This window comes from Paenibacillus sp. S02, from assembly GCF_019454065.1.
GTDB classification, from domain to species: domain Bacteria; phylum Bacillota; class Bacilli; order Paenibacillales; family Paenibacillaceae; genus Paenibacillus; species Paenibacillus polymyxa_B.
The window spans coordinates 2,644,956-2,668,212 of record NZ_CP073682.1 but is presented as its reverse complement, the minus strand read 5'-3'; the positions used below and the strand labels follow the sequence as shown (position 1 = coordinate 2,668,212).

Annotated in this window: 23 protein-coding genes; 10 read left to right on the top strand and 13 right to left on the bottom strand. The window is 45.4% G+C overall.

What is annotated here, in order from left to right:
* Nucleotides 1–23: 23 nt before the first annotated feature.
* Both KAI36_RS11705 and KAI36_RS11700 read right to left on the bottom strand, forming a co-directional pair.
* Nucleotides 24–1,067, bottom strand: a complete 1,044-nt coding sequence (locus tag KAI36_RS11705; protein ID WP_220028098.1) for a carbohydrate kinase family protein — start codon at nt 1,065–1,067, stop codon at nt 24–26.
* A 253-nt stretch (nt 1,068–1,320) separates the two neighbouring features.
* The gene (locus KAI36_RS11700; RefSeq protein ID WP_220027810.1) at nt 1,321–2,610 is read right to left on the bottom strand and encodes a glycoside hydrolase family 27 protein; all 1,290 of its coding nucleotides are present in this window, start codon (nt 2,608–2,610) and stop codon (nt 1,321–1,323) included.
* A gap of 210 nt (nt 2,611–2,820) precedes the next feature.
* On the opposite strand from KAI36_RS11700, the gene trhO reads away from it, so the two are divergent.
* Both trhO and KAI36_RS11690 read left to right on the top strand, forming a co-directional pair.
* Entirely contained in the window at nt 2,821–3,714 is an 894-nt protein-coding gene (trhO, locus tag KAI36_RS11695; RefSeq protein WP_220027809.1) for an oxygen-dependent tRNA uridine(34) hydroxylase TrhO, read from the top strand.
* A gap of 209 nt (nt 3,715–3,923) precedes the next feature.
* Nucleotides 3,924–4,850 (top strand): AEC family transporter, encoded by a 927-nt coding sequence (locus tag KAI36_RS11690; RefSeq protein ID WP_069080113.1) that lies wholly within the window; start codon nt 3,924–3,926, stop codon nt 4,848–4,850.
* A gap of 17 nt (nt 4,851–4,867) precedes the next feature.
* Here the strand turns inward: KAI36_RS11690 and KAI36_RS11685 are convergent, their stop codons facing one another.
* The gene (locus KAI36_RS11685; protein WP_053325369.1) at nt 4,868–5,647 is read right to left on the bottom strand and encodes an ABC transporter ATP-binding protein; all 780 of its coding nucleotides are present in this window, start codon (nt 5,645–5,647) and stop codon (nt 4,868–4,870) included.
* A gap of 195 nt (nt 5,648–5,842) precedes the next feature.
* Nucleotides 5,843–6,391, bottom strand: a complete 549-nt coding sequence (locus KAI36_RS11680; RefSeq protein ID WP_220027808.1) for a CGNR zinc finger domain-containing protein — start codon at nt 6,389–6,391, stop codon at nt 5,843–5,845.
* Nucleotides 6,392–6,530: 139 nt separating this feature from the next.
* On the opposite strand from KAI36_RS11680, the gene KAI36_RS11675 reads away from it, so the two are divergent.
* Nucleotides 6,531–7,013, top strand: coding sequence for a DinB family protein (locus KAI36_RS11675; protein WP_209942066.1), 483 nt, complete (start codon nt 6,531–6,533; stop codon nt 7,011–7,013).
* A 147-nt stretch (nt 7,014–7,160) separates the two neighbouring features.
* On the opposite strand, the gene KAI36_RS11670 is transcribed toward KAI36_RS11675, so the two are convergent.
* A complete protein-coding gene (locus KAI36_RS11670; protein ID WP_220027807.1) occupies nt 7,161–8,024 on the bottom strand; it encodes a YheC/YheD family protein in 864 nt (287 codons plus the stop codon).
* A 208-nt stretch (nt 8,025–8,232) separates the two neighbouring features.
* Between KAI36_RS11670 and KAI36_RS11665 the strand changes: the two genes are divergently transcribed.
* A complete protein-coding gene (locus tag KAI36_RS11665; protein ID WP_025721119.1) occupies nt 8,233–9,069 on the top strand; it encodes a DUF6492 family protein in 837 nt (278 codons plus the stop codon).
* Nucleotides 9,070–9,130: 61 nt separating this feature from the next.
* Complete coding sequence (locus tag KAI36_RS11660) at nt 9,131–10,474, top strand: sugar phosphate nucleotidyltransferase (RefSeq protein WP_220027806.1); 1,344 nt, start codon at nt 9,131–9,133, stop codon at nt 10,472–10,474.
* Between the two features lie 226 nt (nt 10,475–10,700).
* On the opposite strand, the gene KAI36_RS11655 is transcribed toward KAI36_RS11660, so the two are convergent.
* Both KAI36_RS11655 and KAI36_RS11650 read right to left on the bottom strand, forming a co-directional pair.
* Nucleotides 10,701–11,444 (bottom strand): M14 family metallopeptidase, encoded by a 744-nt coding sequence (locus KAI36_RS11655; RefSeq protein ID WP_220027805.1) that lies wholly within the window; start codon nt 11,442–11,444, stop codon nt 10,701–10,703.
* A gap of 5 nt (nt 11,445–11,449) precedes the next feature.
* On the bottom strand, nt 11,450–12,484 hold the full coding sequence (locus KAI36_RS11650) for a glycosyltransferase family 4 protein (RefSeq protein ID WP_220027804.1): 1,035 nt from the start codon (nt 12,482–12,484) through the stop codon (nt 11,450–11,452).
* Nucleotides 12,485–12,837: 353 nt separating this feature from the next.
* Here KAI36_RS11650 and KAI36_RS11645 point away from each other — a divergent pair, with 353 nt between their 5' ends.
* Nucleotides 12,838–13,311, top strand: coding sequence for a C40 family peptidase (locus KAI36_RS11645; RefSeq protein ID WP_220027803.1), 474 nt, complete (start codon nt 12,838–12,840; stop codon nt 13,309–13,311).
* Nucleotides 13,312–13,393: 82 nt separating this feature from the next.
* Here the strand turns inward: KAI36_RS11645 and KAI36_RS11640 are convergent, their stop codons facing one another.
* Entirely contained in the window at nt 13,394–14,770 is a 1,377-nt protein-coding gene (locus KAI36_RS11640) for a sensor histidine kinase (protein WP_220027802.1), read from the bottom strand.
* On the bottom strand, nt 14,767–15,480 hold the full coding sequence (locus KAI36_RS11635; protein ID WP_025721131.1) for a response regulator transcription factor: 714 nt from the start codon (nt 15,478–15,480) through the stop codon (nt 14,767–14,769). Before KAI36_RS11635 ends, KAI36_RS11640 begins: the two co-directional genes overlap by 4 nt.
* 108 nt (nt 15,481–15,588) lie before the next feature.
* On the opposite strand from KAI36_RS11635, the gene KAI36_RS11630 reads away from it, so the two are divergent.
* On the top strand, nt 15,589–16,278 hold the full coding sequence (locus tag KAI36_RS11630; protein ID WP_481856516.1) for an undecaprenyl-diphosphatase: 690 nt from the start codon (nt 15,589–15,591) through the stop codon (nt 16,276–16,278).
* 41 nt (nt 16,279–16,319) lie between these two features.
* On the opposite strand, the gene KAI36_RS11625 is transcribed toward KAI36_RS11630, so the two are convergent.
* The 3 genes from KAI36_RS11625 to KAI36_RS11615 form a co-directional block, all read right to left on the bottom strand.
* Complete coding sequence (locus KAI36_RS11625) at nt 16,320–16,994, bottom strand: phosphatase PAP2 family protein (protein WP_220027800.1); 675 nt, start codon at nt 16,992–16,994, stop codon at nt 16,320–16,322.
* 488 nt (nt 16,995–17,482) lie between these two features.
* Nucleotides 17,483–18,316, bottom strand: coding sequence for a membrane protein insertase YidC (yidC, locus tag KAI36_RS11620; RefSeq protein ID WP_025721137.1), 834 nt, complete (start codon nt 18,314–18,316; stop codon nt 17,483–17,485).
* The gene (locus tag KAI36_RS11615; protein ID WP_258297964.1) at nt 18,282–18,611 is read right to left on the bottom strand and encodes a hypothetical protein; all 330 of its coding nucleotides are present in this window, start codon (nt 18,609–18,611) and stop codon (nt 18,282–18,284) included. Before KAI36_RS11615 ends, yidC begins: the two co-directional genes overlap by 35 nt.
* Nucleotides 18,612–18,834: 223 nt before the next feature.
* On the opposite strand from KAI36_RS11615, the gene KAI36_RS11610 reads away from it, so the two are divergent.
* Nucleotides 18,835–20,190, top strand: coding sequence for an outer membrane protein assembly factor BamB family protein (locus tag KAI36_RS11610; RefSeq protein WP_220027799.1), 1,356 nt, complete (start codon nt 18,835–18,837; stop codon nt 20,188–20,190).
* 43 nt (nt 20,191–20,233) lie between these two features.
* Here KAI36_RS11610 and nadA read toward each other — a convergent pair whose 3' ends face one another.
* A complete protein-coding gene (gene nadA, locus KAI36_RS11605; protein WP_220027798.1) occupies nt 20,234–21,340 on the bottom strand; it encodes a quinolinate synthase NadA in 1,107 nt (368 codons plus the stop codon).
* A 166-nt stretch (nt 21,341–21,506) separates the two neighbouring features.
* On the opposite strand from nadA, the gene KAI36_RS11600 reads away from it, so the two are divergent.
* Both KAI36_RS11600 and KAI36_RS11595 read left to right on the top strand, forming a co-directional pair.
* Nucleotides 21,507–22,661 (top strand): IscS subfamily cysteine desulfurase, encoded by a 1,155-nt coding sequence (locus tag KAI36_RS11600; protein ID WP_220027797.1) that lies wholly within the window; start codon nt 21,507–21,509, stop codon nt 22,659–22,661.
* Nucleotides 22,658–23,197, top strand: coding sequence for a transcription repressor NadR (locus tag KAI36_RS11595; protein ID WP_028541390.1), 540 nt, complete (start codon nt 22,658–22,660; stop codon nt 23,195–23,197). Before KAI36_RS11600 ends, KAI36_RS11595 begins: the two co-directional genes overlap by 4 nt.
* The last annotated feature ends 60 nt before the right edge of the window (nt 23,198–23,257 follow it).

Genomic DNA, 23,257 nt, shown 5'->3' with positions numbered 1-23,257 from the left:
TAGGGTAGAGTTCTCTTGATTACTTATGTATCTTTCTTTTTAAAATACACGCCCTTGAAAAACACAAAATTTTGCGAATGTGTGCCATACAGCTCCTGAAACCTAGAATGGAGTTTATTCATAGAAAGGGTCTCTGAAACCGTCCGATCCGTTTGCAGGGTCAAGTCGACACAGCTAATTCCAAATTGGCACACTTGCTCCATAGGATAACCTTGGGTAATTCCATAAATCATCCCGGCAATAAAAGCATCATCTGCGCCTGTGACATCAATGACCTCTTGAACGGGATGCATAGGAATTTGTCCATGAGTTCCATCCTGAGAGGCGTACAAAACACGTTCAGCACCGCAGATAAAAATGACATTTTGAACCCCAAGTTTGTGAAAAATTCGGGTGGCATCCAACATATGCTGATCATCTGTAAGTTCTAGCCCCAAATAGGCTTCAGCCTCCACCGGTTTACATACCAGCCATTCCACCCCATGCAAATTTCGGGGAAGCTTTCTCATCTTGGAGGCTGATACCGAAGAAACGACAATCGGAACCCGATGCTCATGGCAGACATGTATGGTGGCCGCAATTACGTTCATAGAGAAATTAGTGTCCAGCAGAACCAGTCGGGACGAGGCGATTAAAGGAGCATTTTCAAAAATTACTGAAGGACGAATCTGATCATAAATCTCCATTTCTGCTGTCGCTACAATCAGTTCACCACGCTCGTTCAGCAAGGCAGTATAAACCCCAGTTGACGGTTCACCTTTGACTTGCAGAGGAACCACGTGCATGTAGCGGCTGGATTGTTCGATAATAAATTCACCTTCCGCATCGTCCCCAACCGCAGTTAGCAGGCTGACCCGCTGGCTCAACCTCCCTAAATTTTCGGCTACATTTCGTGCTACCCCACCGCAAGATTGCAGCCTTGTACTGCTCGGATTGGAGGTATGAAGCTGAAATGTACCTTTAATCATGATTTTACGATCCAGATTGGCCCCCCCGATACATAGTATTGGTTTGCTAGAGGGCCAAGGCTCGTCCTGTTCATTTTTGTGGATTTTTTTTAATTTCATCATTTGACTCCTTTCTCGAGTCTATTCGTTAGAATGATTTAAATTTGTACAGAAATAGGCACTATATAAAATTAACACGTTCCAAATGTCATATTCCCAAGAATAATGTCGAGTTCGTTAAAATATCCTAAAGTTACACATGCAAAAAACACCCTATCGTAAAGATGCCTTCCACTTTTACGATAAGGTGCTTGGGTTGGAACTGCGCATAGTTCTTCCTTACATTATGTTATTCAGGATTTTGCAAAATCCTCTATTTCAAAATAAATAGAGCTGCTCCGTGAGGAGGTAAATCTGCGGACAGTTCTTGTGCTAAAACACCTAAATCTACATGGTTCCATAAATCTCTGGCATTTGCCTGCCCTTCAATACCAAGGTCTTTTAATGATACACGCACCTTTGAAGCTTCATCTCCAGCATTAAACAAAGCTACATATACATGACCTTCCTCGTTATGTGAAGTCCAAACGATATGTTCATCCTTTCTATACACCTGCCGCGCATTCAAACCGTTGCGATGAGCATTTAACACTTCTTCATTAGTTAGCAAGGAAAGGGTCCATACATCATTATCCCGCAGTTCCCCCCCGAACATCAGTGGAGACCGGAAAATACTCCACAAGGTCATCATCGTTAGCTGCTCATCCTTCGTAAAGCGTGTCCATCGGTCATGGCTGCCGGAATCTACCGAATCTACCGAACGAATACCCAGATGACCCAGTGGTAGCATGTCGCAATCCGGCCAGTGACCTGGACCTACATGTTCCGCCCATTTTTCGCAGCGCTCAAACATACCATACAGTAAAGGCCATACATCCCAGAAGTCATCAGTCATACGCCACATATTCGCGTTTGCGATTAAATCGGATGCATGCTCCAGCGGTGCCGGACCAGGCGATAGACTCAACACCATCGGACGTTCGCATTGGGCGATAGCTCGCCTAATCAATTCAATTTCCGCTAAATGAATACCATAGAGACGTGATGCAGCAATGTCATCTACTTTGACAAAATCTACACCCCATTCTGCATACAGGTCAAACAACGAATTATAGTACTCCTGTGCGCCCTCCTTGGATGCATCTACCCCATACATATCTGTGTTCCAAGGACAAATAGAGTTGGGATGCGCAATTTGTCTCGCCGTAACTGTGGTTCCCAAAATCGGGGTATCCTGGTGCACCGCCTGACGGGAGATGCCTCTCATAATATGTATACCAAATTTCAATCCCAGTCCGTGTACATATTCCGCAAGAGCTTGGAAGCCTCGTCCATCTGCTGCCGAAGGAAAACGATTCACCGCTGGAATAAGACGTGAAAATGAATCCATTTCCAATGGGACAAACGGACGATACTGTGAAGATACTGCTCCTGACTCATACCACTGAATATCTACCACGACATATTCCCAACCATATTCCTTCAGGTGCTCCGCCATATATTGAGCATTTCCCCGTACTTCCTCTTCCCGTACTGCTGCACCGTAGCAATCCCAGCTATTCCACCCCATAGGTGGTGTATGCGCTGTCAAATGATGTTTCATTTCATTCATCCTTTCATCTAGTAGAACTCATCCTGCTACTAAAAATCCCCTCATCACTACGTCACTATTATAATGTAAACCCTTACTTTTGTCGCTCGTCATCTTTTCCATTTCCACTTTTTATACATTTAAGTTGACTAACTTAAAGAATGTGGTACATTTAAAATTGCTTGTTAAAAAACTTTGACTTGAATCAGAGGGTGATTTTACGTGTGTGAACATGCTTATCGAATTTTGTTGTTTTACAAATATGTCAACATTGAAGATCCTGCCACCTTTACGGCAGAGCATCTGGCTTACTGCAAGGAGCTGGGCGTCAAGGGAAGAATCTTGATTGCTGCGGAAGGAATCAACGGAACACTGTCTGGTACAGTAGAGCAAACGGAGCAATATATGCGTGATTTGCGCGCCAATCCGAAATTCCACGATATCGTTATTAAAATAGATGAGTCTGACGGTCATGCGTTCAAGAAAATATTTGTACGCCATCGTCAGGAGCTTGTTACGCTGCGTCATGAAGATGAGCTGGACCCTAATGAAATTAGCGGTAAGCGTCTGTCACCAAAGGAGTTTTATGAACAGCTTCAAGATGAAGATGTAGTTGTTCTGGACGGACGTAATGACTATGAATATGACATCGGTCATTTCCGTGGGGCTATTCGCCCCGAAGTCGAATCGTTCCGTGAATTTCCACAATGGATTCGCGACAATATGACTCAGCTCAAAGACAAGAAAATCCTGACGTACTGCACCGGAGGTATCCGTTGCGAAAAGTTGTCCGGTCTTCTGATCAAAGAAGGATTTAACGATGTAGGCCAGTTGGATGGCGGCATTGTGACTTACAGCAAGGACCCGGAAGTACAAGGACGTTTGTTTGACGGTAAATGCTACGTGTTTGACGAACGAATCTCGATTCCGATCAATCATACGGATGAGGACGTCATCGTCGGCAAGTGCTTCCATTGTGAAACGCCGAGCGATCATTATATCAACTGCCCGGTGTGCAATCTTCAGCATATCGTATGTCCGGATTGCGAAGAACAGCATCAGCACTATTGCTCTGACGATTGCCGAACCAAAGCGGAAACCGTGGCTACTGCATAAATCAGCAGCATCATTAGTTCATTATAACAAGAGGGATGCCCTATTAGCCGTTCAACATGGCTGTGGGCATCCCTTTTGTTGTTTTCACAATAAGTGTCGAAAGCTTCATAGTATGTACCTATGACCTTGATTGTATTTTCATCTTGGACGGGCCCGAAAGTAGCGTCTTATAATGGAAAATGTCATTACAGAAAGGATGGGTGGAATTCATGATTCAAATCGTACTTTCAACTCTATTATCCGTTATCGTTCCGCTGTCCATTCCGGTGATCGCCGGATTTTTACTCGGCAAATTCATGAAGCTGGAAACGAAACCGCTCTCGACTTTGTATTTATATTTTTTAAGCCCCGCAATGATTCTGGACACGCTACTCAAAGCACAGCTTTCCTGGCATGATGTGGCGCAGACTGCCGCTTTTTCAATACTGAACCTGCTGCTGTTGTGGGGAATTGCACAATTAGCGGGGAAAATCTTTAGACTGAGCACTCCGGAAACGGCTGGACTTACCTTAATCTCTACGCTGACCAATAGTGCAAATTATGGCCTGCCCCTTATTTTACTTGCCTTTGGGCAGCTCGGTCTGGATAAAGCCTCCGTGTATGTCGTCATTCAGATGATTATGGTCAATACCATTGGCGTTTACTTTGCAGCCCGCTCTGAATTTTCTGTTCAAAGTGCTGTTAAGTCGGTGTTTTCACTTCCTGCGATCTATGCAGCTCTACTCGCCATGGGACTGCGGCTGCTGGACTGGCATCTTCCCTTAGGGATTCAGTCAGGCGTCTCGATGATTGCTGCTGCCTATTCTCCGGTCGTGCTGGCGATCCTTGGTACCCAGATGGCTTATGTAAAAATATTCAAGCTGGAGTCGTCTATTAAAAAAGCCAGCTACGCCGGACTAACAATTCGGCTTCTGCTCTCGCCGCTTGCGGCTTGTCTTGCTATGCTGATACTCGGTATTTCAGGCCTTTTGTTCTCCGTTCTCTTCATTTTGGCCTCGATGCCGGTTGCTGTGAATGCTGTCATTTTAGCAGAAAAATTTAATGCATCGCCAAAATTGGTTTCCACCTGCATCCTGTGGAGCACGCTTGCCTCATTCCTGATTTTGCCTATTCTGATTATGTTGGTAGCAGGTTAGCGAGCAAAAAAGACTCTCTACACCATAGAGAGCCATGCGCGATTCTGTCTCCATTCTACTTGCACAGGCGTTTCAAAAAAAGCACTAAGCGTTTCACTGCTTAGAATATCAGTCGTTTTACCTTTGGCAAATATCGTGCCCCGGCGGATTAGAATCGTATGCGTGTACATCGGTAGAATTTCTTCGATATGATGTGTAACATACAGTAAATTCGGCGAAGCCGGCGACTCCGATAACTGGCGAACGCTATCCAGCAATGCTTCCCGGGAGAAAAAGTCCAAACCATTACATGCCTCGTCCAAAATCAGTAGCTTGGGCGAGGCCATTAATGCGCGGGCGATAAGCACTTTTTGCTTTTCTCCCTGTGAGCATCCCTGATACAACCGATCCACGAGATGAGCACACCCCAGTTGCGTCATAAGCTGAACGGCCTGTTCATAATCTGTATCCGTCGTCTGATCATAAAGTCCAATGGAGGCAAATTTGCCACTAATGACAACATCCTGCGTACGCTGACTCCCATTAATTCTTTCCTGTAAAGAGGAACTGACCCAACCGATAGATTTGCGCAGTTCCCTCAGATCCACATCTCCAAAGGTATGGCCCAATACACCGACACTACCTGTGGTTGGCCATATGTAACCGTTAATCATATTGAGCATCGTTGTTTTACCTGACCCATTCAAGCCGAGTACAGCCCAGTGCTCTCCCTCAGCTACCTGCCAATTGATTTGGTCCAGTATGGTGCGGTTATCTCTCTTCCAGCTTACATTGTTAAGTTCAATGACAGAATTCATGGCTGTACATCCTTTCTATTCGTCGTATCATCAGATGTTTATACGCATAGTAAAGATCATCGTTAGTACGTCTAGCTTCTCTTTCATGTAAGCATAGCACAGGGTCACAGGTTGTTCAATTTTAAATAGCCCACTCCATTGTTCATATAGGAGTGGGCTCAACATGTACTGCTCGTGTAAATTCTATCGCTTCATCTACTTTTTCTTACGTTCGCGAAAACGGCGTACCTTCATCAAATTACCGCACATTTTATCGTCGCAAAACCGCTTTGACCGATTTCGGGTATCATCGTAAAATACCCATCGGCAATCGGTATTATCGCAAATACGAATTCTGGAGCCGCCGCTATTGACGAATGCCTGGGCAAAATCGGCTACAACCTCTGCCAGCACTTTTTTCCAACCATTTGCCACGGGTTCCAGCACAATGTTGAAATGCTCATCCTGTTGCTTTAATAAGCGAGTGACCGGCCCCCCTTCCATCATCTTCCGGTTAATCGTATCCACCAGATCAGATGTCATTTGTCCTCCGGAAGTCAGGTGCTCAGCGAAGCTGCGCAATTCCCGCCGGAGAATTTGCATTTCTTCGATATCTTCTGCACTGGCTGGGACCGGAGCGGAAAATTGCCACTGTATGAGGAATTTATTTTGCCATTCCGGCTTCAACAACCGATCTTCTGAACGCCCGCTACCTCTCCAGTCGTGCCATTTGCTGTTTACAAAATCAGTCCAAAGTGTATTCAAAAGAGTTCCCCCTACCGCCTGTAACCACTAAAATCATTTTAACTGGTTGCAAATCTTATTTTGTCATGCTACATTATTAATTGTAACGATTTATTCTACATTTAGCTAGTTACATTCCTACAAAAAGGAGTTGGGTTAGGTGAGCCGAGATCGAGTAAATATGCTGGTATTGCAAAGAGAAAATTCATGGGATAAGGAAGAATGGATTGTTCCTCTTGCCGCAGCACTTCACGGTGTGAATACACAGGAAGCCACTTGGACACCACCAGGTGGAGGAAACACGATTTGGCAAACGGTTCGTCACATTAATTATTACAATGAGCGTATTTTGAGACGTTTAACTGACCGGCCTGTAAGCTCAACTGGAATAAGCAACGATGAGACATTCGGTCCGCCGGGGAATGCAGAGGACCATGAAGGATGGCAGAAGACACTGAAAGAAGCAGAAGCTCTTGTAAACCAACTGCTTGTCGCCATTACTGCTTTGACTGATGCTGATCTGGATAAGCCTTTCGGTTCCGAAACTCTCGGTGCAGAATTATCGCGGTGGACGCTGCACGATGCATATCATAGTGGACAAATCGTACTTATACGTAAACAACTGGGTACTTGGCGCGTTTAAAAAATGAATATCCTAATAAAAAGCACCAGCAGATTTTCATCAGAGTTTTTAGAACAATTATTTAAAAAAATAGGCAATAAAAAAGGATGAATTATGAAAAATTCATCCTTTTTTGTATTAGCTGCTTGCAATGAAGCAATCCACTGGTCAAGATATTTTTTCTTTTTTTGAATCTTTAATTACATTCTTATTTTTATCTTTAATCTTGTCTTTATTCTTGTCTTTGTTTGTATCTTTGCTTGGGACGGAGACTTTCCTTTTTTCATTAGCCAGTCGCCAATAGCTTAACACTTTACGGTACATGGACTTATCTGTTAATTGGTTAAAAATATATGGGTCCGGCTTCGTATTCACCTCAATAATCCACGGGATAAAGTGATGATCCAGTCCAATGTCCACACCAATTTGCCGGAAATTCGGATATGTTTTTTGCAATTGTTTAGCGATGGTAAGACCCAGTTCATTTAGTTTCTTGACCAGTTCCGCCTGTTTGCTTTGCGATAAATGGGATTTTAGTAACTGCTCCAAGGCCATCGGCTTACCACCACTATGATAGTTAGTCACGATTTTACGGGGATGACCAAGACGTCCAATAATTCCGGTAGACTCCCATAGCCCTTTTTCATTACGCTGCACCATGACCCGAATATCAAAATAACGCATTTGATGGCGTAGTAAATGGATTCCCTTTTGAATGAGATAACTTTTCTTCCCCGTATGTTTCGATAGGCTGGTATATAGTGCATCCAAATGTTTAAATTCTTGACGCGTTTCCTCATATTGATAGGCGAAACGCTGGCCGGCCTCCTGCTCTACTCTCATTACACCTTTACCAAAGGTTCCTCGCTCGGGTTTTACATAGACCATACCGTATTTCTCCAGCATTGACTTCAAATTTGCTTTGTTATATTTGCGAGTTTCTGGTACATAAGGTTTGATGCTTCCATGCTGGAGCAACAATTGGGTTTTATGCCATTTGCTGCGCAACGCCTGCGCTTGTGAAGAATTCACTTGCCCCTCTCCTCCCTACTCTCAGGTAGAACGCTCCTGTTAAAAAAGATCAATCTATCGTATGCGCTAACTCCCCATTCGAAGCTTCATCAGCCCTGTCCTGCATAGAAATGGACGTTTGACCTTGCCCGGTCGAAAACGCCTGTCCAAGCATACGATATTGGGAGACGCTGGGAGCGTATATTTGCACATATAGGGAGTGAATAACATGTCAGCGCAATCGGATGGGCCACGAGAGGGTTCTCTTACAATCGATGTTCTGATTCCCGCAATTGATAAAGATATTGCCACACTACCGCTGGTGATTGACAGTCTGCGCCGTCACGTTCAGCACCGAATTGGAACTATTTATATCGTTTCACCGCAAAGCACCGGGATTCGCCGTCTATGCGCAAACAAGAAATGTACATTTATAGACGAAAAAACGGTGCTGCCCATCACCAAAAAACATATTCATTACGGGACAACGCGCTGGGACCGCTCAGGTTGGCTGTATCAACAATTGCTCAAAATGAATGGCGACAAAATCAGTAAAGCCTCTTTTTTTCTCGTCATTGACGCGGACACGATTTTGATTCGTCCACATACGTTCCGTAAAGACGGAAAAACGATTTTTTACTACCGCAGCTGGAGCCAGCCTGAGTATTTTCGCACCCATCACAAGTTGATGGGCGTTAAAGCGCCCTCACCAAAGTCCTTTGTTACTCACTATATGCTTTTTGAAAAAGCGCGGCTTACCCAGCTCAAGCAAGTTATCGAGGCCCGGCATGGAAAACCTTGGTACAACGCAATTATCCACAGTATAGACCGGACAAAACAGTTTGGGTTTTCCGAATATGAAACGTATGCCAATTATTTATACAGCAATCAGCCCTCTCGGATGATTTTGCGCAAGTCATTGAATAAAGCGCTTCATAGTCGGGCTTCTTCCCTGTCACAAAAACAATTGGATGTCTTGGCCAAGAGCTATCGTTCCTTATCTTTTCATCAACGCAAGGTGTACCAGCTTACTCCAAAAACAAAGATTGAATCATCGCTAAAATAGTTCTTAAAATCCTGCAAAATGATGCAGTCCAAATGGATCTGCATTGAAGGAGGAAACGTCCGTGCGCATCGTATTGTTATGCGGTGGTGCCGGAAAACGGCTATGGCCACTATCCAACGAAATCCGGTCGAAGCTGTTTCTCCGGTTGTTGTCCGCTCCTGACGGGCGAAAGGAATCTATGCTCAGCCGGGTGTACCGTCAGCTCACCTTAGCCGGGCTGGATTCCTCAGCCCTGCTTCTGGCTCATCGGAGTCAGGTAAATCTAGCCTTTCGCCATACAGAAGGTCGTCTGCCCGTTCTAGGCGAACCTGCCAAACGGGGAACCTTCACCGCAGCTGCACTGGCGGCTGCTTATTTTCACACCAGAGGCACGGGGCTGGATGAAGTTCTCTGCATTGCTCCAGCGGACATGTTTGCAGGGGAGGATTTCTTCCATAGCATAACAGCGCTCTCCGGCTTATTGCTTGAGAGCGGAGCCGATCTGGCTATGCTTGGGACAAGGCCTACTCATCCCTCCGACCAATACGGCTATGTCGTTCCGGGTCTGCAAATGATACGGGAAGGGAAAACTTCTTATGCGCAAGTTGCTCGCTTCACAGAAAAGCCGGATCTCTCCGGGGCACAACAGCTTATGCATCAGGGCGCGCTGTGGAACTGTGGTGTTTACGCTTTTACATTACGGTATATGCTGTCCTGTATGGAGCGAAGTTATTTGCCGCTGAACGATAAAGCATTATGCGCAATGTATGATAGCCTCCCGGTTCGCAGTTTCGACGAAGAGATTGCAGAGCGTGCCGAACATGCCATCGTCCTGCCCTACGATGGCGAATGGCATGACATCGGCAACTGGCAGGCTCTAACAGAGCAGCTAAGCAGCCAAGTGATCGGGCGTGGACAGATTAGTGGGCAGACTCGTGGCACGCACATCGTCAATGAGCTACCCTATCCAATTCATGTCATTGGCGTGGAAGATATTATTGCTGCTGCGAGTCCCGACGGCATTCTCATTGCGTCCAAGAGCCATGCCCACGTAATCAAGGAGCAGCTAGGTAAACTTCAACTTCACCCCATGCATGGTGAAACCTCTTGGGGTAGTTACCGGGTGCTGGACGAATTTGATCATCGCAGTCTGAACGATATACTGGCCATACGGCTGACGGTACTGCCAGATCACCGCTTGAATGGCCGTATTCACGGCAGTGGACTTAAAGTATGGACGATTGTGTCCGGTCGTGGAGAGGTCATGCTGAACGGAGAACGTTTTGCTGCCGCAAGCGGTTCTGTATTTAGCATTCCGGTTGATACGTATCACACGATCCGTGCCGATCTGGATACACCACTGGAGCTGATTGAGATACGTCTGGGGAACAGCTTGGTGAATGCCTTCTATAAATCCGAGGCCTGACAACACATAGATCAGGATTTTGCAAAATTCGATTCCAGTCGCTCCAAAGTGCAATATATAGACGAACTAGACCATTTCGATCTATAAATTGTTCATTGGAAGTCGCTTATTAGATTTTTGCAAAATCCTCAGATATAACATCAGCACGCTACGGATTCTGAACGAAGGTCGCACATAATAAATCGCTCCTGAGCAAGGTGAAAAAATCCTTGCTCCAGAAGCGATTTTATTTTGTAATGCTATATTTTCTTAAGGTAACAGCTCTAACCTTAGCAGATAAATATACCTCGTTGGGCTTGACCATTCCGGCTTCTTTTAAAAAATGCTGGACGATCTCCAACTGATAGTGTATGCGTACTTTCTTGGGCAGGCTCCAACCCGTTTCCACGGTAACCGCGCGTGCACCTAAAATACGGGCTGCAGCAGTGCGGGAGGAACCTGGGAGCTCATGCAGCCGAATGTTGAAATGTCGGTCGCTCACCTGGATGGAGCGATTCATTCGCTTAATAATCCGGCGAACCGCAGGAACCACCGGATTGGCTTTGTTGGTGATTAGCGTTTGACCAAGCACCTTGGCATCCTTTTGTGACAATCCGTTAGCCTCATGCAAGTCGAGATACCATTCAGGTTGATGCTTTTGTGTTAATTTGAATAGAGCAGCGGAAAGTGGTTGTGTTGCCAGCTGCTTTTTTTTGCGCGGAAAGGTTCGATTAAGATCAGGTATTCCTCTAATCCGTTTGCGGTAAGCCTCTTGATTTACAATCGGTACAATTATAAGCTTACCCTGGCTAAATCGCAGTTTTTGCTGATTCAAAAGCTTTACCAGTTTCTCAGCAGCTCGTATGCTTGCTATTTCTTTACCATGTATCCCCGCCACCACCATCACACACGGACCTTTCTGTCCCCCTGTGGCTATATAATAGGGAGTTGCCCAAGAGCCCTTTCCGAGCATATATCGTTTGACCTGCATCCCCTTCACCTCCGTATAGGCTGCCGTTGTCCTCTCTTTTGTTCTCGCCGACGGATGATTTCACGGTATAGTCTTAAGTAGTTACTAGTCATCTGTTTGTTGGTAAATCTTTGAGTCACATACAAACGCAGCTTCGCTGGTGACGGGTAGTTTTTTTGCTGTGCTTTTCGTGCCATTTGGCTAACCGATTTGCAAATCAACTGTGGAAAGCCCGATAGTACCTCGGGAACAGATCCATTTTTTAATGCCAGCACCGGTGTTCCACAAGCCATAGCCTCAACCATAACGAGTCCGAATGGCTCTTCCCACAGTGTCGGAAACAACAGACACTCTGCATGTTTCAGCAATTTCTGTTTCTCATCGCCTCCAACTGCCCCCACATAGCGTATATTCGGATTGCGCTGAATTCGTTTCTGAATTTCTTTACGGAAAAATTCTGGTGCTTTGATAGGACCTGCAATAAGCAGTTTTTTTCCTGTTCGTTCTGCAACCTGAATGGCCTGCAATACACCTTTATTTCTTATAATTCTGCCCATGAACAGCAAGTAGCCACGCTTCTCACTGCTGAACTCGTATTCATGTGTGTTAATGCCGTTATAGATATAATACCCTTTGCCCCTGCCCATCAGCTGACGTGCTCGTTTACTGACATATACCGGGTTTTTACCGTGTCTCTTCACTGGAAGATGAACGGTGCATACTGATGGACAAGGCAGCTTCCTACGCCCTACAGCAGAACGAAAGGTATGGTCATGAATGATATGTGTGTCGGAAGGCATATGCCGGAGTACATATTGGGGGATCTGACTATGTTTCAAACCCTTGGGATAGGAAATCAACCGCGCACTGCTCCTGCTCCCAAGGGCGGCAAAAAGAGATACATGATGCCCTCGTCTCACCAATTCCTCAGTTAATTCATGAACGACCTTTTCCGTTCCGCCCTTGTTGGAGGGTACCGGCTGTGCATCTGGATAGTTGGAAATGACCTGAACAATGGTTAGACGCCGTTTTTTGAGTGCTTTATTCTGCTTTGAAGCCATACGAATTCCCCTTCCTGACCGGAAATACGGTGTGATCCCTACAATGTCAACGGGATTAAGAGCATACTCCCGTACAAGTTATAAATTGTAGTATATAGGTATGTATATTTTGCGTGATTGCTTGTGCCAATCGTCTGCAAGTCGCTTTTTGTCATACGAGCCTATCTATAAGTGGAGTCTATACAATTTGTCAAGCCAAAATTAAGGAGAAAATTCTCATCGTTTTCTAATAAATGAGGACAAAGCGTTGAGGTAACAGGTTTGTAACCATGAGTGGTAAATTCCGGATATTTTATTTGTGTTATTGTCATTTCAGGACATCAACACAATACGAATAACGGAGGAATTTATATATGAAACATACTTCTAAAAAATTGTGGATGGGTATTTGCTTTACTATGACTTTGGCATTGAGCGCAGGGAGCTTCGTCGTTGGACCAGCCACCACTCATGCTGCTTCGGCAAGTAAAGCTGATCAGATTATTTCTACAGGCTCCCAGTTTATGGGCGTGCGTTATGAGCATGGAGCCCCAGCTGGCAATACAAGCTCTTTTGACTGCTCTTCATTCACTCAATATGTATTTGGACAAAATGGTATCAAGCTTCCACGTTCGTCCAGACAGCAATCAACCGTTGGCACTTTCGTACCACGTAGTCAGCTGAAAAAAGGCGATTTGGTCTTTTTCTATGCACCAATTCATCATGTAGCCATTTACATGGGAAACGGCAAAATTCTGCATACGTATGGTAAAGGCGGCGTAACGGTTACAGATCTAAATTCGGGATGGTGGAGTCGCAATTACACAACAGCACGTCGTGTTCTTTAGCATAAATTTTAGATGATTCCCATCCACCGAATGCTTAACTTACAAGTAACAATAAAAAGGGCTGTTCCGCGAGTAGATATTACTACTCGCGGGACAGCCTTTCCTGTTGTCTTTGGGGCAGCGTGACTTTGACTACTGTTCCTTCTCCTTCTACGCTCTCCATGCGTATCGTACCCTGATGGGCATCTGTAATTGCCTTGGCAATTGGCAACCCCAGCCCGGTTCCTCCGGTTTTACGATGTCTGGAGCTATCTACCCGATAAAATCGTTCAAAGACCCGCTTGATCTCGCCCTCAGGTATTCCGATCCCATAATCCTTAACCTGGATATAGACATCCTTTTCATCTGTAGATAACCCTATTTCGATCTCATCCGAGCTGTATTTTAATGCATTATCCAGCAGGATTACTAGCAACTGCTTCATTTTCGTCAGGTTGGCATCCAGCCAAATTTCTTTCTCTTCTGTTAAAATAGAAATTTGACGATCATGTACAGGCTTGAGATGCGCTACTACCTGTTGACAACAACCGATCATTTCGATCCGCTCATGCGGCTCAGGGTCTTTCTGCTGTGAGGAGGCAAGAGTCAGCAACTGCTGTGTCATCGTACGCATTCGCTGAGTTTCTTCATAGATCGATTCAATGGATTCCTTACGAATGTCCTCGTCACGCGTGCCCCACCGCCGCAGCATGTTGGCATAGCCCTCAATAATCATAAGTGTCGTATTCAGCTCATGTGAGGCATCTGAAACAAACTGCTGCTGACTCTGAAAGCTTTCTTCTAATCTCTCCATCATTCGGTTAAAAGTAGTGGTCATTTGGGACAATTCATCTTGATTGTGACCACCAACGGGGATTTTTTTGAATTTCAAGCTTCTTTCAATTTCCTGCATCGTTTGAATACTACTGGAAATCGGCAGCAATATCGCATTCGCCAAAATTGTACTCCCTACCAAACTTAGCAACATAGCCCCTAAAGTCGATGTGATGAGAATCGTATTTAAAATATCGAGATTGGTTTCGAGTGCATCCCATTTTTCCACGATCTCCAGCGTTCCCTTCTGATTGCCCTCCGGAGAAAGCACAGGGAGATGGATTACCAGAATTTTATGACCCTGTATATCTGTCAGTTGAGAGCTTTGAGAAGTGTTAAAACGTATATCGCCCAGCTTAAAGCGGAACTGGCGACTTACTTCATACAAAAGTCGGGATTGCTGATCAAACACCCTCAGAGTGGTGTCTCCGGAAAGCTCATCTTTCAGTTTGGGACTCCATGCATTCTTTAGAATCATGGTAGGTCCGGTTTCGGCAATAATTTCAGTCCACTTATTTTGCAGCACTTCTCTTTCATTTCTCGTAGCGATTTTGACGAACAATAGATGAACCGTGACATCCACAAACAGAAGTATTGACATCACTAAAATAGAACTGAGCAGGGTGATTTTGGTCCGCAGCTTCAATGTTCTTCCTCCCTGATGCAGTACCCCACACCACGTACGGTTTTAATCAATTTCTTTTTGTATCCATGATCAATTTTTTTGCGAACATATCGGATATACACATCTACGACATTCGTATCACCGACAAAATCAAACCCCCACACGTTCTGAATCATTTGATCCCTCTGCAATACCTGATTTTTGTGTTCCATCAGATAGAGAAGCAGATCAAATTCTTTGGGCGTCAGTTCGATTCGGTTTCCTTCCCGCATCACTGACCTAGTTTTGCGTTCCAACACCAAACTATCTACTTGGAGCCTAGACGGCGGCTTATCCTCTTCTTGTAAAGCGGTAGCTGTTGGCTCCATTTGATACCTCATACTGGCTCGCATCCGCGCTAATAACTCCTCGATCTCAAAAGGCTTCGTAATGTAATCATTGGCACCTTCATCCAGACCTGAAACCTTATCAGGAGTCGTGTTACGTGCAGTGACCATAATTACTGGTGTATGATTGTCCACTTTTCGAATCTGCTTCAGTACCTCGACCCCGTTCATCTCCGGCAGCATTACATCCAAAATGATGATATCCCATGTACGTGCTAGAGCTTTTTCCAATCCTTCTCTGCCCGTCTGTGCGATTTCAACTGCATATCCTTCATGGGATAACTCCAACTGAAGCAATCTAGATATCTTCTCTTCATCATCAATGACCAGCACCGACTTTTCCATCGCAAAACCACCTATTTTCTATAGAAAAAACAAATGAGTAATGGAAATGACATTCATTTTTTATTTGATTTTAAGCTTTTATCCGTGTAGTCGCTCTATAATATAACTTTGTTATTCAATTTTTTGATGTTAAGGAGTAATTTATTCATGTTAATTAATGTAGACTATGCTTTATTTCACTGGATCAATGAACTGGCTAATTCCCTCGCCTTTTTGAATGAAACCATGCGTTTCTTGGCGCAATATGCACCATATTTATTCGGAGTGGCTTTGCTGATTTACTGGTTCACTTTTAAAATGCCGCATCGGATGATGGTTTTAGAAGCCGTTATAACGGTTTGTATCGGCTTTGTAATTAGTTGGGGCCTTGGACATTTGTTTTACAGAGATCGGCCTTTTGTCGGACATTCAGTCATTCAACTTATTCATCATGATCCCAATGCTTCATTCCCGAGTAACCATGCACTTGGAGCGTTTGCTCTGGCTGCCATTTTATGGCTTCATCATCAAAAATTTCGTGTTCTCTGGGTTATCTTGGCTGTACTCATCGCAGTATCCCGCGTGTGGACCGGAGTGCATTATCCCTCGGATATTTTGGCAGGTGCGCTTATTGGTGCAGGTTGTGCCGTCGGCGTTCATCAATTCATTCGAAGCCGGAAGCTTCCTAGCATCTTCATGCAGGCGGCTATTATATTTTATGAAAAATGGGAGCAGAAGCTGGGACTCAAGCCTCGTGAACAGGCCAGAACTAAGATGACTGAACACACTTCCTCTGTCCAAATGAAAAGCAGACGCTAAAGCGTCTGCTTTTTTATATGCTTCATTATTTATGCTACCTGTTATGCTGTCGATTTGGAGCGAAGTGGCAGCATTCGTCGTTCTTCGTACCGCTGATAAAACCAAATACAAGCCGCCATCCAGCAGCCACTCATAAAATAGCCACCCACAACGTCGCTCGGATAATGTACGCCCAAATAAATGCGGCTCGTTCCGATTGCTACAATCAGCAGGCTGCTGAGCACAATAAGAAGGATACGCCCCAGCCTAGAAGGAACATGCTTCCACACTAAAAATGTCAGCGCAGCGTACATGCTGAAAGCTGTCATGGAATGTCCGCTCGGAAAGCTGTATCCATTCTCTTCAATAATACGGTTAATCTCCGGTCTCGCACGCTGAAAAATCAATTTCAGTATCGTATTCAGCATTACCGATCCCAACACACCAGCCGCCAAAAAAAGCAGTTCTCTGCGGTGTCCCAATACTCTATAGAGCACGAACATGGCAATTAAAATGATGATCAGAACTGGAATCCCGCTGCCGATCATGGTGAAAAATTTCATTAGATGGGTCATGGCGGGCGACTCCAGCTGTCCAATAGCCGTAATAATTTTCTGGTCAAAATACCGTATTTGATGGTCGCTCACCCATAATGCGATTAAGCCAAAACCGAGCGCACATACTATACATGTGAGCAGTGCTAAGGAAATGGGCAGCTTTGTTGGTGTTTGCTTCATTTTCTATAGTTCCTCCATAATATTCATTGCGTGATAAAACAAAGTGCAGCATTAGCTTTCGTATATATCTTACTTTACCCATTTTTTCTGTTATCATTTCATTCAAAGACTAGGTGCATCCTCCACATGTTGAAACCCATTTTTTAGAAAAGGTCGGGATCGGGCGCCCATGAGACATCCCTGTTGGTATATAGCCCGGTGCTTTTTGCACGCTTCTCATGCAATAGCATCCGTCCTCCCTTATTTGATTATCATACCATTCTATGGACGTGGTTGGAGTTCTCATATATAGCCTCTCCCAACTTTAAGAATCATTTATGATATAAGGATTTCATATTGACTACAAAATCACAAGCGGAATGTAGCGAAAAAGCACCATCAAAAAAGGACGCCATTCTAAGCCTTATAAACGGCTCGAATGACATCCTATGATTCCACGTGGCATACTATAAGCGCAATTCCCAAGTTAAACAAATATCATCTTCTATTTAGGTTGGTGTGACTTCTCCAAGTTTAACCTTACTCTCTGCTTCCTCTATTGGATAGCGTCTGCGGAACCACAGCGACTGAAGCAGCAAAAAGGTGCCGCTTACTGTCCAATATAATGGCATGGCAGAAGGGGCATTAAAGGAAAAGACCGCCATCATAATCGGTGAAAGATAGCCCATGATCGCAAATTGCTTGCGCTGGTCAGGCGTCATCTGAAGCTGAGAAAGCTTGGCCTGTGCCAAGTATACAACTGCGACGACGATTGCCAAAATCCAGTCCGGCTGTCCGAGCCGGAACCATAGGAAGGAGTGAGACGCCAGCTCCGGGGTTAAGCGGATTGCAGTGTACATACCGCTCAAGATCGGGAGCTGAATGAGAATAGGCAGACAACCGATATTAAGCGGATTGAATTGATGCTCTTTATAAAGCGACATCATTTCCTGCTGCATACTCTGCTGGCTGGTGGTATCTTTCTTGTTTTCATACTTCTTCTTAATTCGGTCCAAGTCGGGCTGCATGGCGCTCATCTTACGCTTCATCCCCTGCTGGGCACGCGTTTGACGCATCATAAGAGGCAGTAAGGCCAGCCGGACAATGAATGTCAAAGTCATAATCGCCAGCCCAAAGCTTCCACCAAACCATTGCGCCAATTGCTGAATAAGCCAAGAAAGCGGGAACACCACGTAATGATTAAAAAATCCGGGTGTCTGTGCATTTATCTCCGCAGCATTCGCACCACAACCAGACAGCAGCATGACCACCGCCAACGCTACCATTAATCCAAATATCCGTTCTTTTTTACCCCAAAAGGTGAATCCCTTGAATCGTTTCATATGTTCCTCCTCGTTGATTGGCTGTGCCATCGTTCAACGAGGGAGAACAATCGGATGCATCTTCATCCGGCGCTTCCTTACGCCGGATATGTCGGGCCAGCCGGACAGGCATGTCCTGTCCACGGGCAGACATCGGCATCTGTGGAGAAGCATGAGACCTTACGGGCCCGCCTTCGACCCAGCATTCGGGTACATTGCCGTGCAAATGAGCGAGATATGTATAAGTCACTGTGCACAGCAAGCCGATTGTAAATAAATAAGGGAGTAGGTCCTGGAGCTCAAACAAGAGATTCACCTCCTTCGGTTTGTTGCTACAATTATAGCACGAAAACCGGACAAGCGACTAATCTTTAATTAGAGATACAGGTTGGACACAAGCAACTGAATTTAAGGATTTATGCTCAAAACAACCAAAATGTAAACACAACATGAAACTTTTGGCTTTATTTACAGTCTAATCAAAGGTGACTTTCTGTAAAGCCTTACTCCCCTATTAACCATTAAAGGAGCCAACGCGTATGAGAAAAACGATACACAGCACATTGCTTACAGGATTGGCGTTAGCCAGCATTGGGCTGCCCTTGATCAGCAATGTATACGCTGAAAAGGCAAGTGCAGAGCCGTCTGCGGTCTCCATGAGTAACGGCGCTTATAGCACCACAATCCAAGCACCTGTGATCAAACCTTCCTGGTCTTTTCCCGTTATCCCAATCGATAGAAGCCGATATCCAGATCAGGCGGTAGCAATAGCGGAAAACGGTAAGGTGTTCGCGGTTGACTCGAACCATAGACTGGTTGCCCTTGAGGCCAGTTCCGGTCGGAAATTGTGGCAATATGGTGATCAGCTTACCCCTGTTTTAACGTACAACAAAGGTATCATCTACGGAATGACACGAAGCGGTTCTATCTATGCCGTTACAGAAGCTGGCAAGAAAGTGTGGTCCACTCCACTGGGATTTACTGAAGCATATGGTATTCAGCGCATTGGTCCAACTATATATATTATGCAATCGGTGCAAACGGCTGCCATTGATGCTGTCAGTGGCAAGGTGAAGTGGAAAATCAGTGAGGATAAGAACTCATACAGTGGTTTGGGCGAAATAATGGAAACTGACGGTGTGCTTATCCGCAACTATAATGTACAGGGCAGCCTGACCTTTGAACAGATTAATGCCTATGACGCTAAAACCGGCAAAAAGCTTTGGGACAGCTTCAGAAGTTCTTTTCCACTGGCCGTTAAAGACGGGATCGTCTACTCTGTTGCCAATACGTTTATGATTAATGATGACCCGATAAATCGAAAAATTAAGATATCACAGTACGACCTCAAGACAGGTGAATCCAAAGGAGATCGTCAGTACCGATGGACTGAGGTTGAAAATAAAGATGGCACTTTCCAATCTGGAGGCATATACGGTTCTGCTTTTTTGTACGGTAAAGACCTTTATGTCTTTCAGGGAAAGATACTAGCTTCCTATGACTTTTGGAACTATAAACCAGACAGCAAACCTGCTCGCAAGTGGTCGCAAGCTGGATATAACCAGCTTGTTCCTTTATCGTCCATTCATGAAGGTCGCATATTCTATCAAGATTTTAGCACGGGCGGATTGATCGCCATGAAGCTGACCTCAGGTCAATTCATTCATTACGACGGCGATAATCCGACCGTTCAAGCTGACGTATTTGGTAAAGGAGTCTATGTCGGGCAATCAGATGGCGTATTTCATGGCTATGACCTGATGACCTTGAAGCCCGTGTTTACTGTCAACACAGGCTCGCGTTCCTTCGGTCCAACGCTCAAATCTGGCGGAATGATATTTATTCAAAGTGGAAACCGTATACATGCTGTTAAGCTCCCTGCTTCTTTAAAATAAGGCCAAAAATTTCAAGCAGCAATCTCTCAGAAAAGGCAAAAGCTTAACGGATAGCAAGCATACGATTCAGTGCCAGTACAGCATCCTGTCTGACCTGAGCATCCACACGAATCACACCCACAGGCTCTCCCCGATCAATCTGCTCCATTGCCCACAGCAAATGCGGAAGATCGATCCGATTCATGGTCAAGCAGGGACACATATCAGGATTGAGCGATTCAATCTGCTGTTCAGGGTACTGCTGCTTGATTCGTTGCACGAGATTCATCTCTGTGCCGACGGCCCATTGGGTCCCCGGCTCTGCCGCGCGAATTGTATCGATGATAAATTTTGTGGAGCCAGCGCAATCTGCGAGCTGCACGACTTCATAAGAGCATTCGGGGTGAACGATGACCCGGACGTTCTTATCACGCTCACGGACGTTGCGAATATGATCTACCGTGAATTTTTCATGTACTGAACAGTGCCCTTTCCATAAAATAATTTTTACGGTTGCCGGGTCCTGTTCAGTCTCCAGCTGATCGGTCATGGGATTCCACACGGCCATTTCATCCAGCGGAATTCCAAGATCGTAAGCTGTATTGCGGCCCAAATGCTGATCCGGCAAAAACAAAATACGTTCCTTTTGCTTCAGCGCCCATTCCAGCACTTGTTTGGCATTCGAAGAGGTCACGGTAGCCCCGTCATGCCGTCCTACAAAGGCTTTGATCTCTGCTGTGGAATTTACATACGTTAACGGAATGATCGTATCTCCTACCAACTCCTGTAAATGCTTCCACGCTCGTTCTGTCTGCTCCATGTTCGCCATATCTGCCATTGAGCAGCCTGCGCGCATATCCGGCAGTACAACGGTTTGTCGGTCAGTAGTCAGCATATCCGCTGTCTCCGCCATAAAATGAACCCCACAAAATACAATAAACTCCGCTTCCTGATTTTGTGCAGCCATTTGAGCAAGCTGTAGAGAATCTCCTGTTATATCAGCAAACTGAATAACCTCGTCCTTCTGATAGTGATGGCCCGGTATGAGCAGCTTGGGTCCCCATTTTTGTTTCAGCTCGGCCACTCGCTGCTCCATGTCAGCAACCGTCAGTGTCTTATAATGCTCTGGCATAAGCCCTCGATTTCCTTGTAAAACGTCAAGCATAGACATTAGAATCCCTCCATATCGATGCGGCTGATCGTTCCCGCTCTCACGAACAGATAACCGCTTTGTGTACATACATGTTTACAAGTGTCTTGACACTTATATTTACACATGCCTACAATAATCTCAAGAGTTTTTGAATGGAATTATTTTTAAGCAGGGAGGAATTGCTGTGATTTATCTGGACTATGCCGCTTCCACACCTATGTGTGACGAAGCTTTAAATATGTATAACGTATTAAATAAGGAAATGTTCGGAAATGCCAGCAGCCTCCATGATGCGGGCGGTCAAGCAACTTACGCGCTGGATTACAGCAGGCAACGGATGGCGAATATAATTGGCGGGCAAAAGGAAGGCATCTATTTTACAACCGGGGGAACAGAATCCAATATGTTGATTGTGCAATCGATCCTGAGCGGGTTGCCGCAGCATAAAAAGCATTGGATCATGAGCGCTTTGGAACATCACTCGATGTACAACCTTGCTACTTTGCTGGAACGGCAGGGCTATGAACTGACCATTGTGCAACCGGATCGGGAAGGACGAATGACTCGCGAAGCTCTTTTACCTCACCTGAGAGAAAACACCGGACTTGTATCTGTACAACACGCCAATTCGGAAACAGGACTGGTTCAGGACCTTGCTGCCTTATCTCCCCTGCTACGCGAACGGGGTATTTTGCTGCACAGTGATGCGGTACAGACATTTGGGAATATTCTCGTAGATGTAGAAGCCATGGGAGTAGATGCACTCTCTGTATCGAGCCATAAAGTGTATGGCCCTAAAGGTGTCGGTGCTGCATATCTCAAACCCGGAACCCCGTGGCGTCCCGTGTACCCTGATACGCTACATGAAAACGGATTTCGTCCTGGAACGGTTAATGTTCCCGGGATTGCAGCCTTTGTCGCGGCGGCAGAAATGATGACCGAACAGATGGAGTCGCATCAGGAGCGATATGCTACCCTGAGAAGACACTTTATTACGAAAATTCAGGAAAGATCCATTCCGTTACGTTGGGTCGTACAGGAAAGCGAGAATAAAGCAGTGCTTCATCATATAGTAGGATGTTTTTTTCACGGTTACGAGGGACAATATGTTATGCTGGAATGTAATCGCAGAGGTGTCTGTATATCAACCGGAAGCGCATGTGCTGCCGGACACCACGATCCTTCGCCTGCCTTACAAGCGCTTGGAGCATCCGGCCGTGAAGCATTACAATTTATCCGTATTTCTTTCGGAAGGGCAACCACCATCGAGGAATTGAATGTACTGGTAGATATTTTGACAGACCTGACGCATCGACAAGAAAGGAGCTTATCCCGTTGACTGAATCTTTAAAGCGGTCAGGTACGGATCGCCGCGAACAGCTGCTGTTGTGGCTGAAGAGCGAATCACCGCTGACCGGGAGCGAACTGGCACGCAGATCCTCCGTTTCCAGACAAGTAATTGTACAGGATATTTCCCTGTTAAAAGCAAGCCAAGAGCCTATCCTTGCAACGAGTCAAGGATACATTTATATGGAGCCTGCGGGTCAGACAGCCCCCTTAGCCTCACGAATTATTGTGTGTAAACATCGACCTGAACAGACAGAAGAGGAACTAAAGCTGATTGTGGACTACGGTGTAAGTGTGCAGGATGTTATTGTTGAGCATCCGGTATACGGGGATCTAACTGCTCCGATACGGGTTGGAACTCGCAAGGAAGTGGACGATTTTATCCGTAAAATCAGTTCCACCCAGGCCACTTATTTGTCCCAGCTGACGGGAGGCATCCACCTGCATACCTTGAATGCCTCGGATGAAGATAAAATTAACGATGCCTGCGCTGCATTGGAGCAAGCAGGCTTCCTAATGACGGACTAACTTAGTGCGCTATAGCGGAGTAAAGAAAATCCTGTCCAGTATGTGGAGTGCAACTGTGCT

Coding starts and splice junctions, on each gene's coding strand:
- KAI36_RS11705 (WP_220028098.1), bottom strand. CDS start 1,067: ATGAAATTAAAAAAAATCCACAAAAATGAACAGGACGAGCCTTGGCCC.
- KAI36_RS11700 (WP_220027810.1), bottom strand. CDS start 2,610: ATGAAACATCATTTGACAGCGCATACACCACCTATGGGGTGGAATAGC.
- KAI36_RS11690 (WP_069080113.1), top strand. CDS start 3,924: ATGATTCAAATCGTACTTTCAACTCTATTATCCGTTATCGTTCCGCTG.
- KAI36_RS11685 (WP_053325369.1), bottom strand. CDS start 5,647: ATGAATTCTGTCATTGAACTTAACAATGTAAGCTGGAAGAGAGATAAC.
- KAI36_RS11665 (WP_025721119.1), top strand. CDS start 8,233: ATGTCAGCGCAATCGGATGGGCCACGAGAGGGTTCTCTTACAATCGAT.
- KAI36_RS11655 (WP_220027805.1), bottom strand. CDS start 11,444: ATGCAGGTCAAACGATATATGCTCGGAAAGGGCTCTTGGGCAACTCCC.
- KAI36_RS11650 (WP_220027804.1), bottom strand. CDS start 12,484: ATGGCTTCAAAGCAGAATAAAGCACTCAAAAAACGGCGTCTAACCATT.
- KAI36_RS11645 (WP_220027803.1), top strand. CDS start 12,838: ATGAAACATACTTCTAAAAAATTGTGGATGGGTATTTGCTTTACTATG.
- KAI36_RS11635 (WP_025721131.1), bottom strand. CDS start 15,480: ATGGAAAAGTCGGTGCTGGTCATTGATGATGAAGAGAAGATATCTAGA.
- KAI36_RS11625 (WP_220027800.1), bottom strand. CDS start 16,994: ATGAAGCAAACACCAACAAAGCTGCCCATTTCCTTAGCACTGCTCACA.
- yidC (WP_025721137.1), bottom strand. CDS start 18,316: ATGAAACGATTCAAGGGATTCACCTTTTGGGGTAAAAAAGAACGGATA.
- KAI36_RS11610 (WP_220027799.1), top strand. CDS start 18,835: ATGAGAAAAACGATACACAGCACATTGCTTACAGGATTGGCGTTAGCC.
- nadA (WP_220027798.1), bottom strand. CDS start 21,340: ATGTCTATGCTTGACGTTTTACAAGGAAATCGAGGGCTTATGCCAGAG.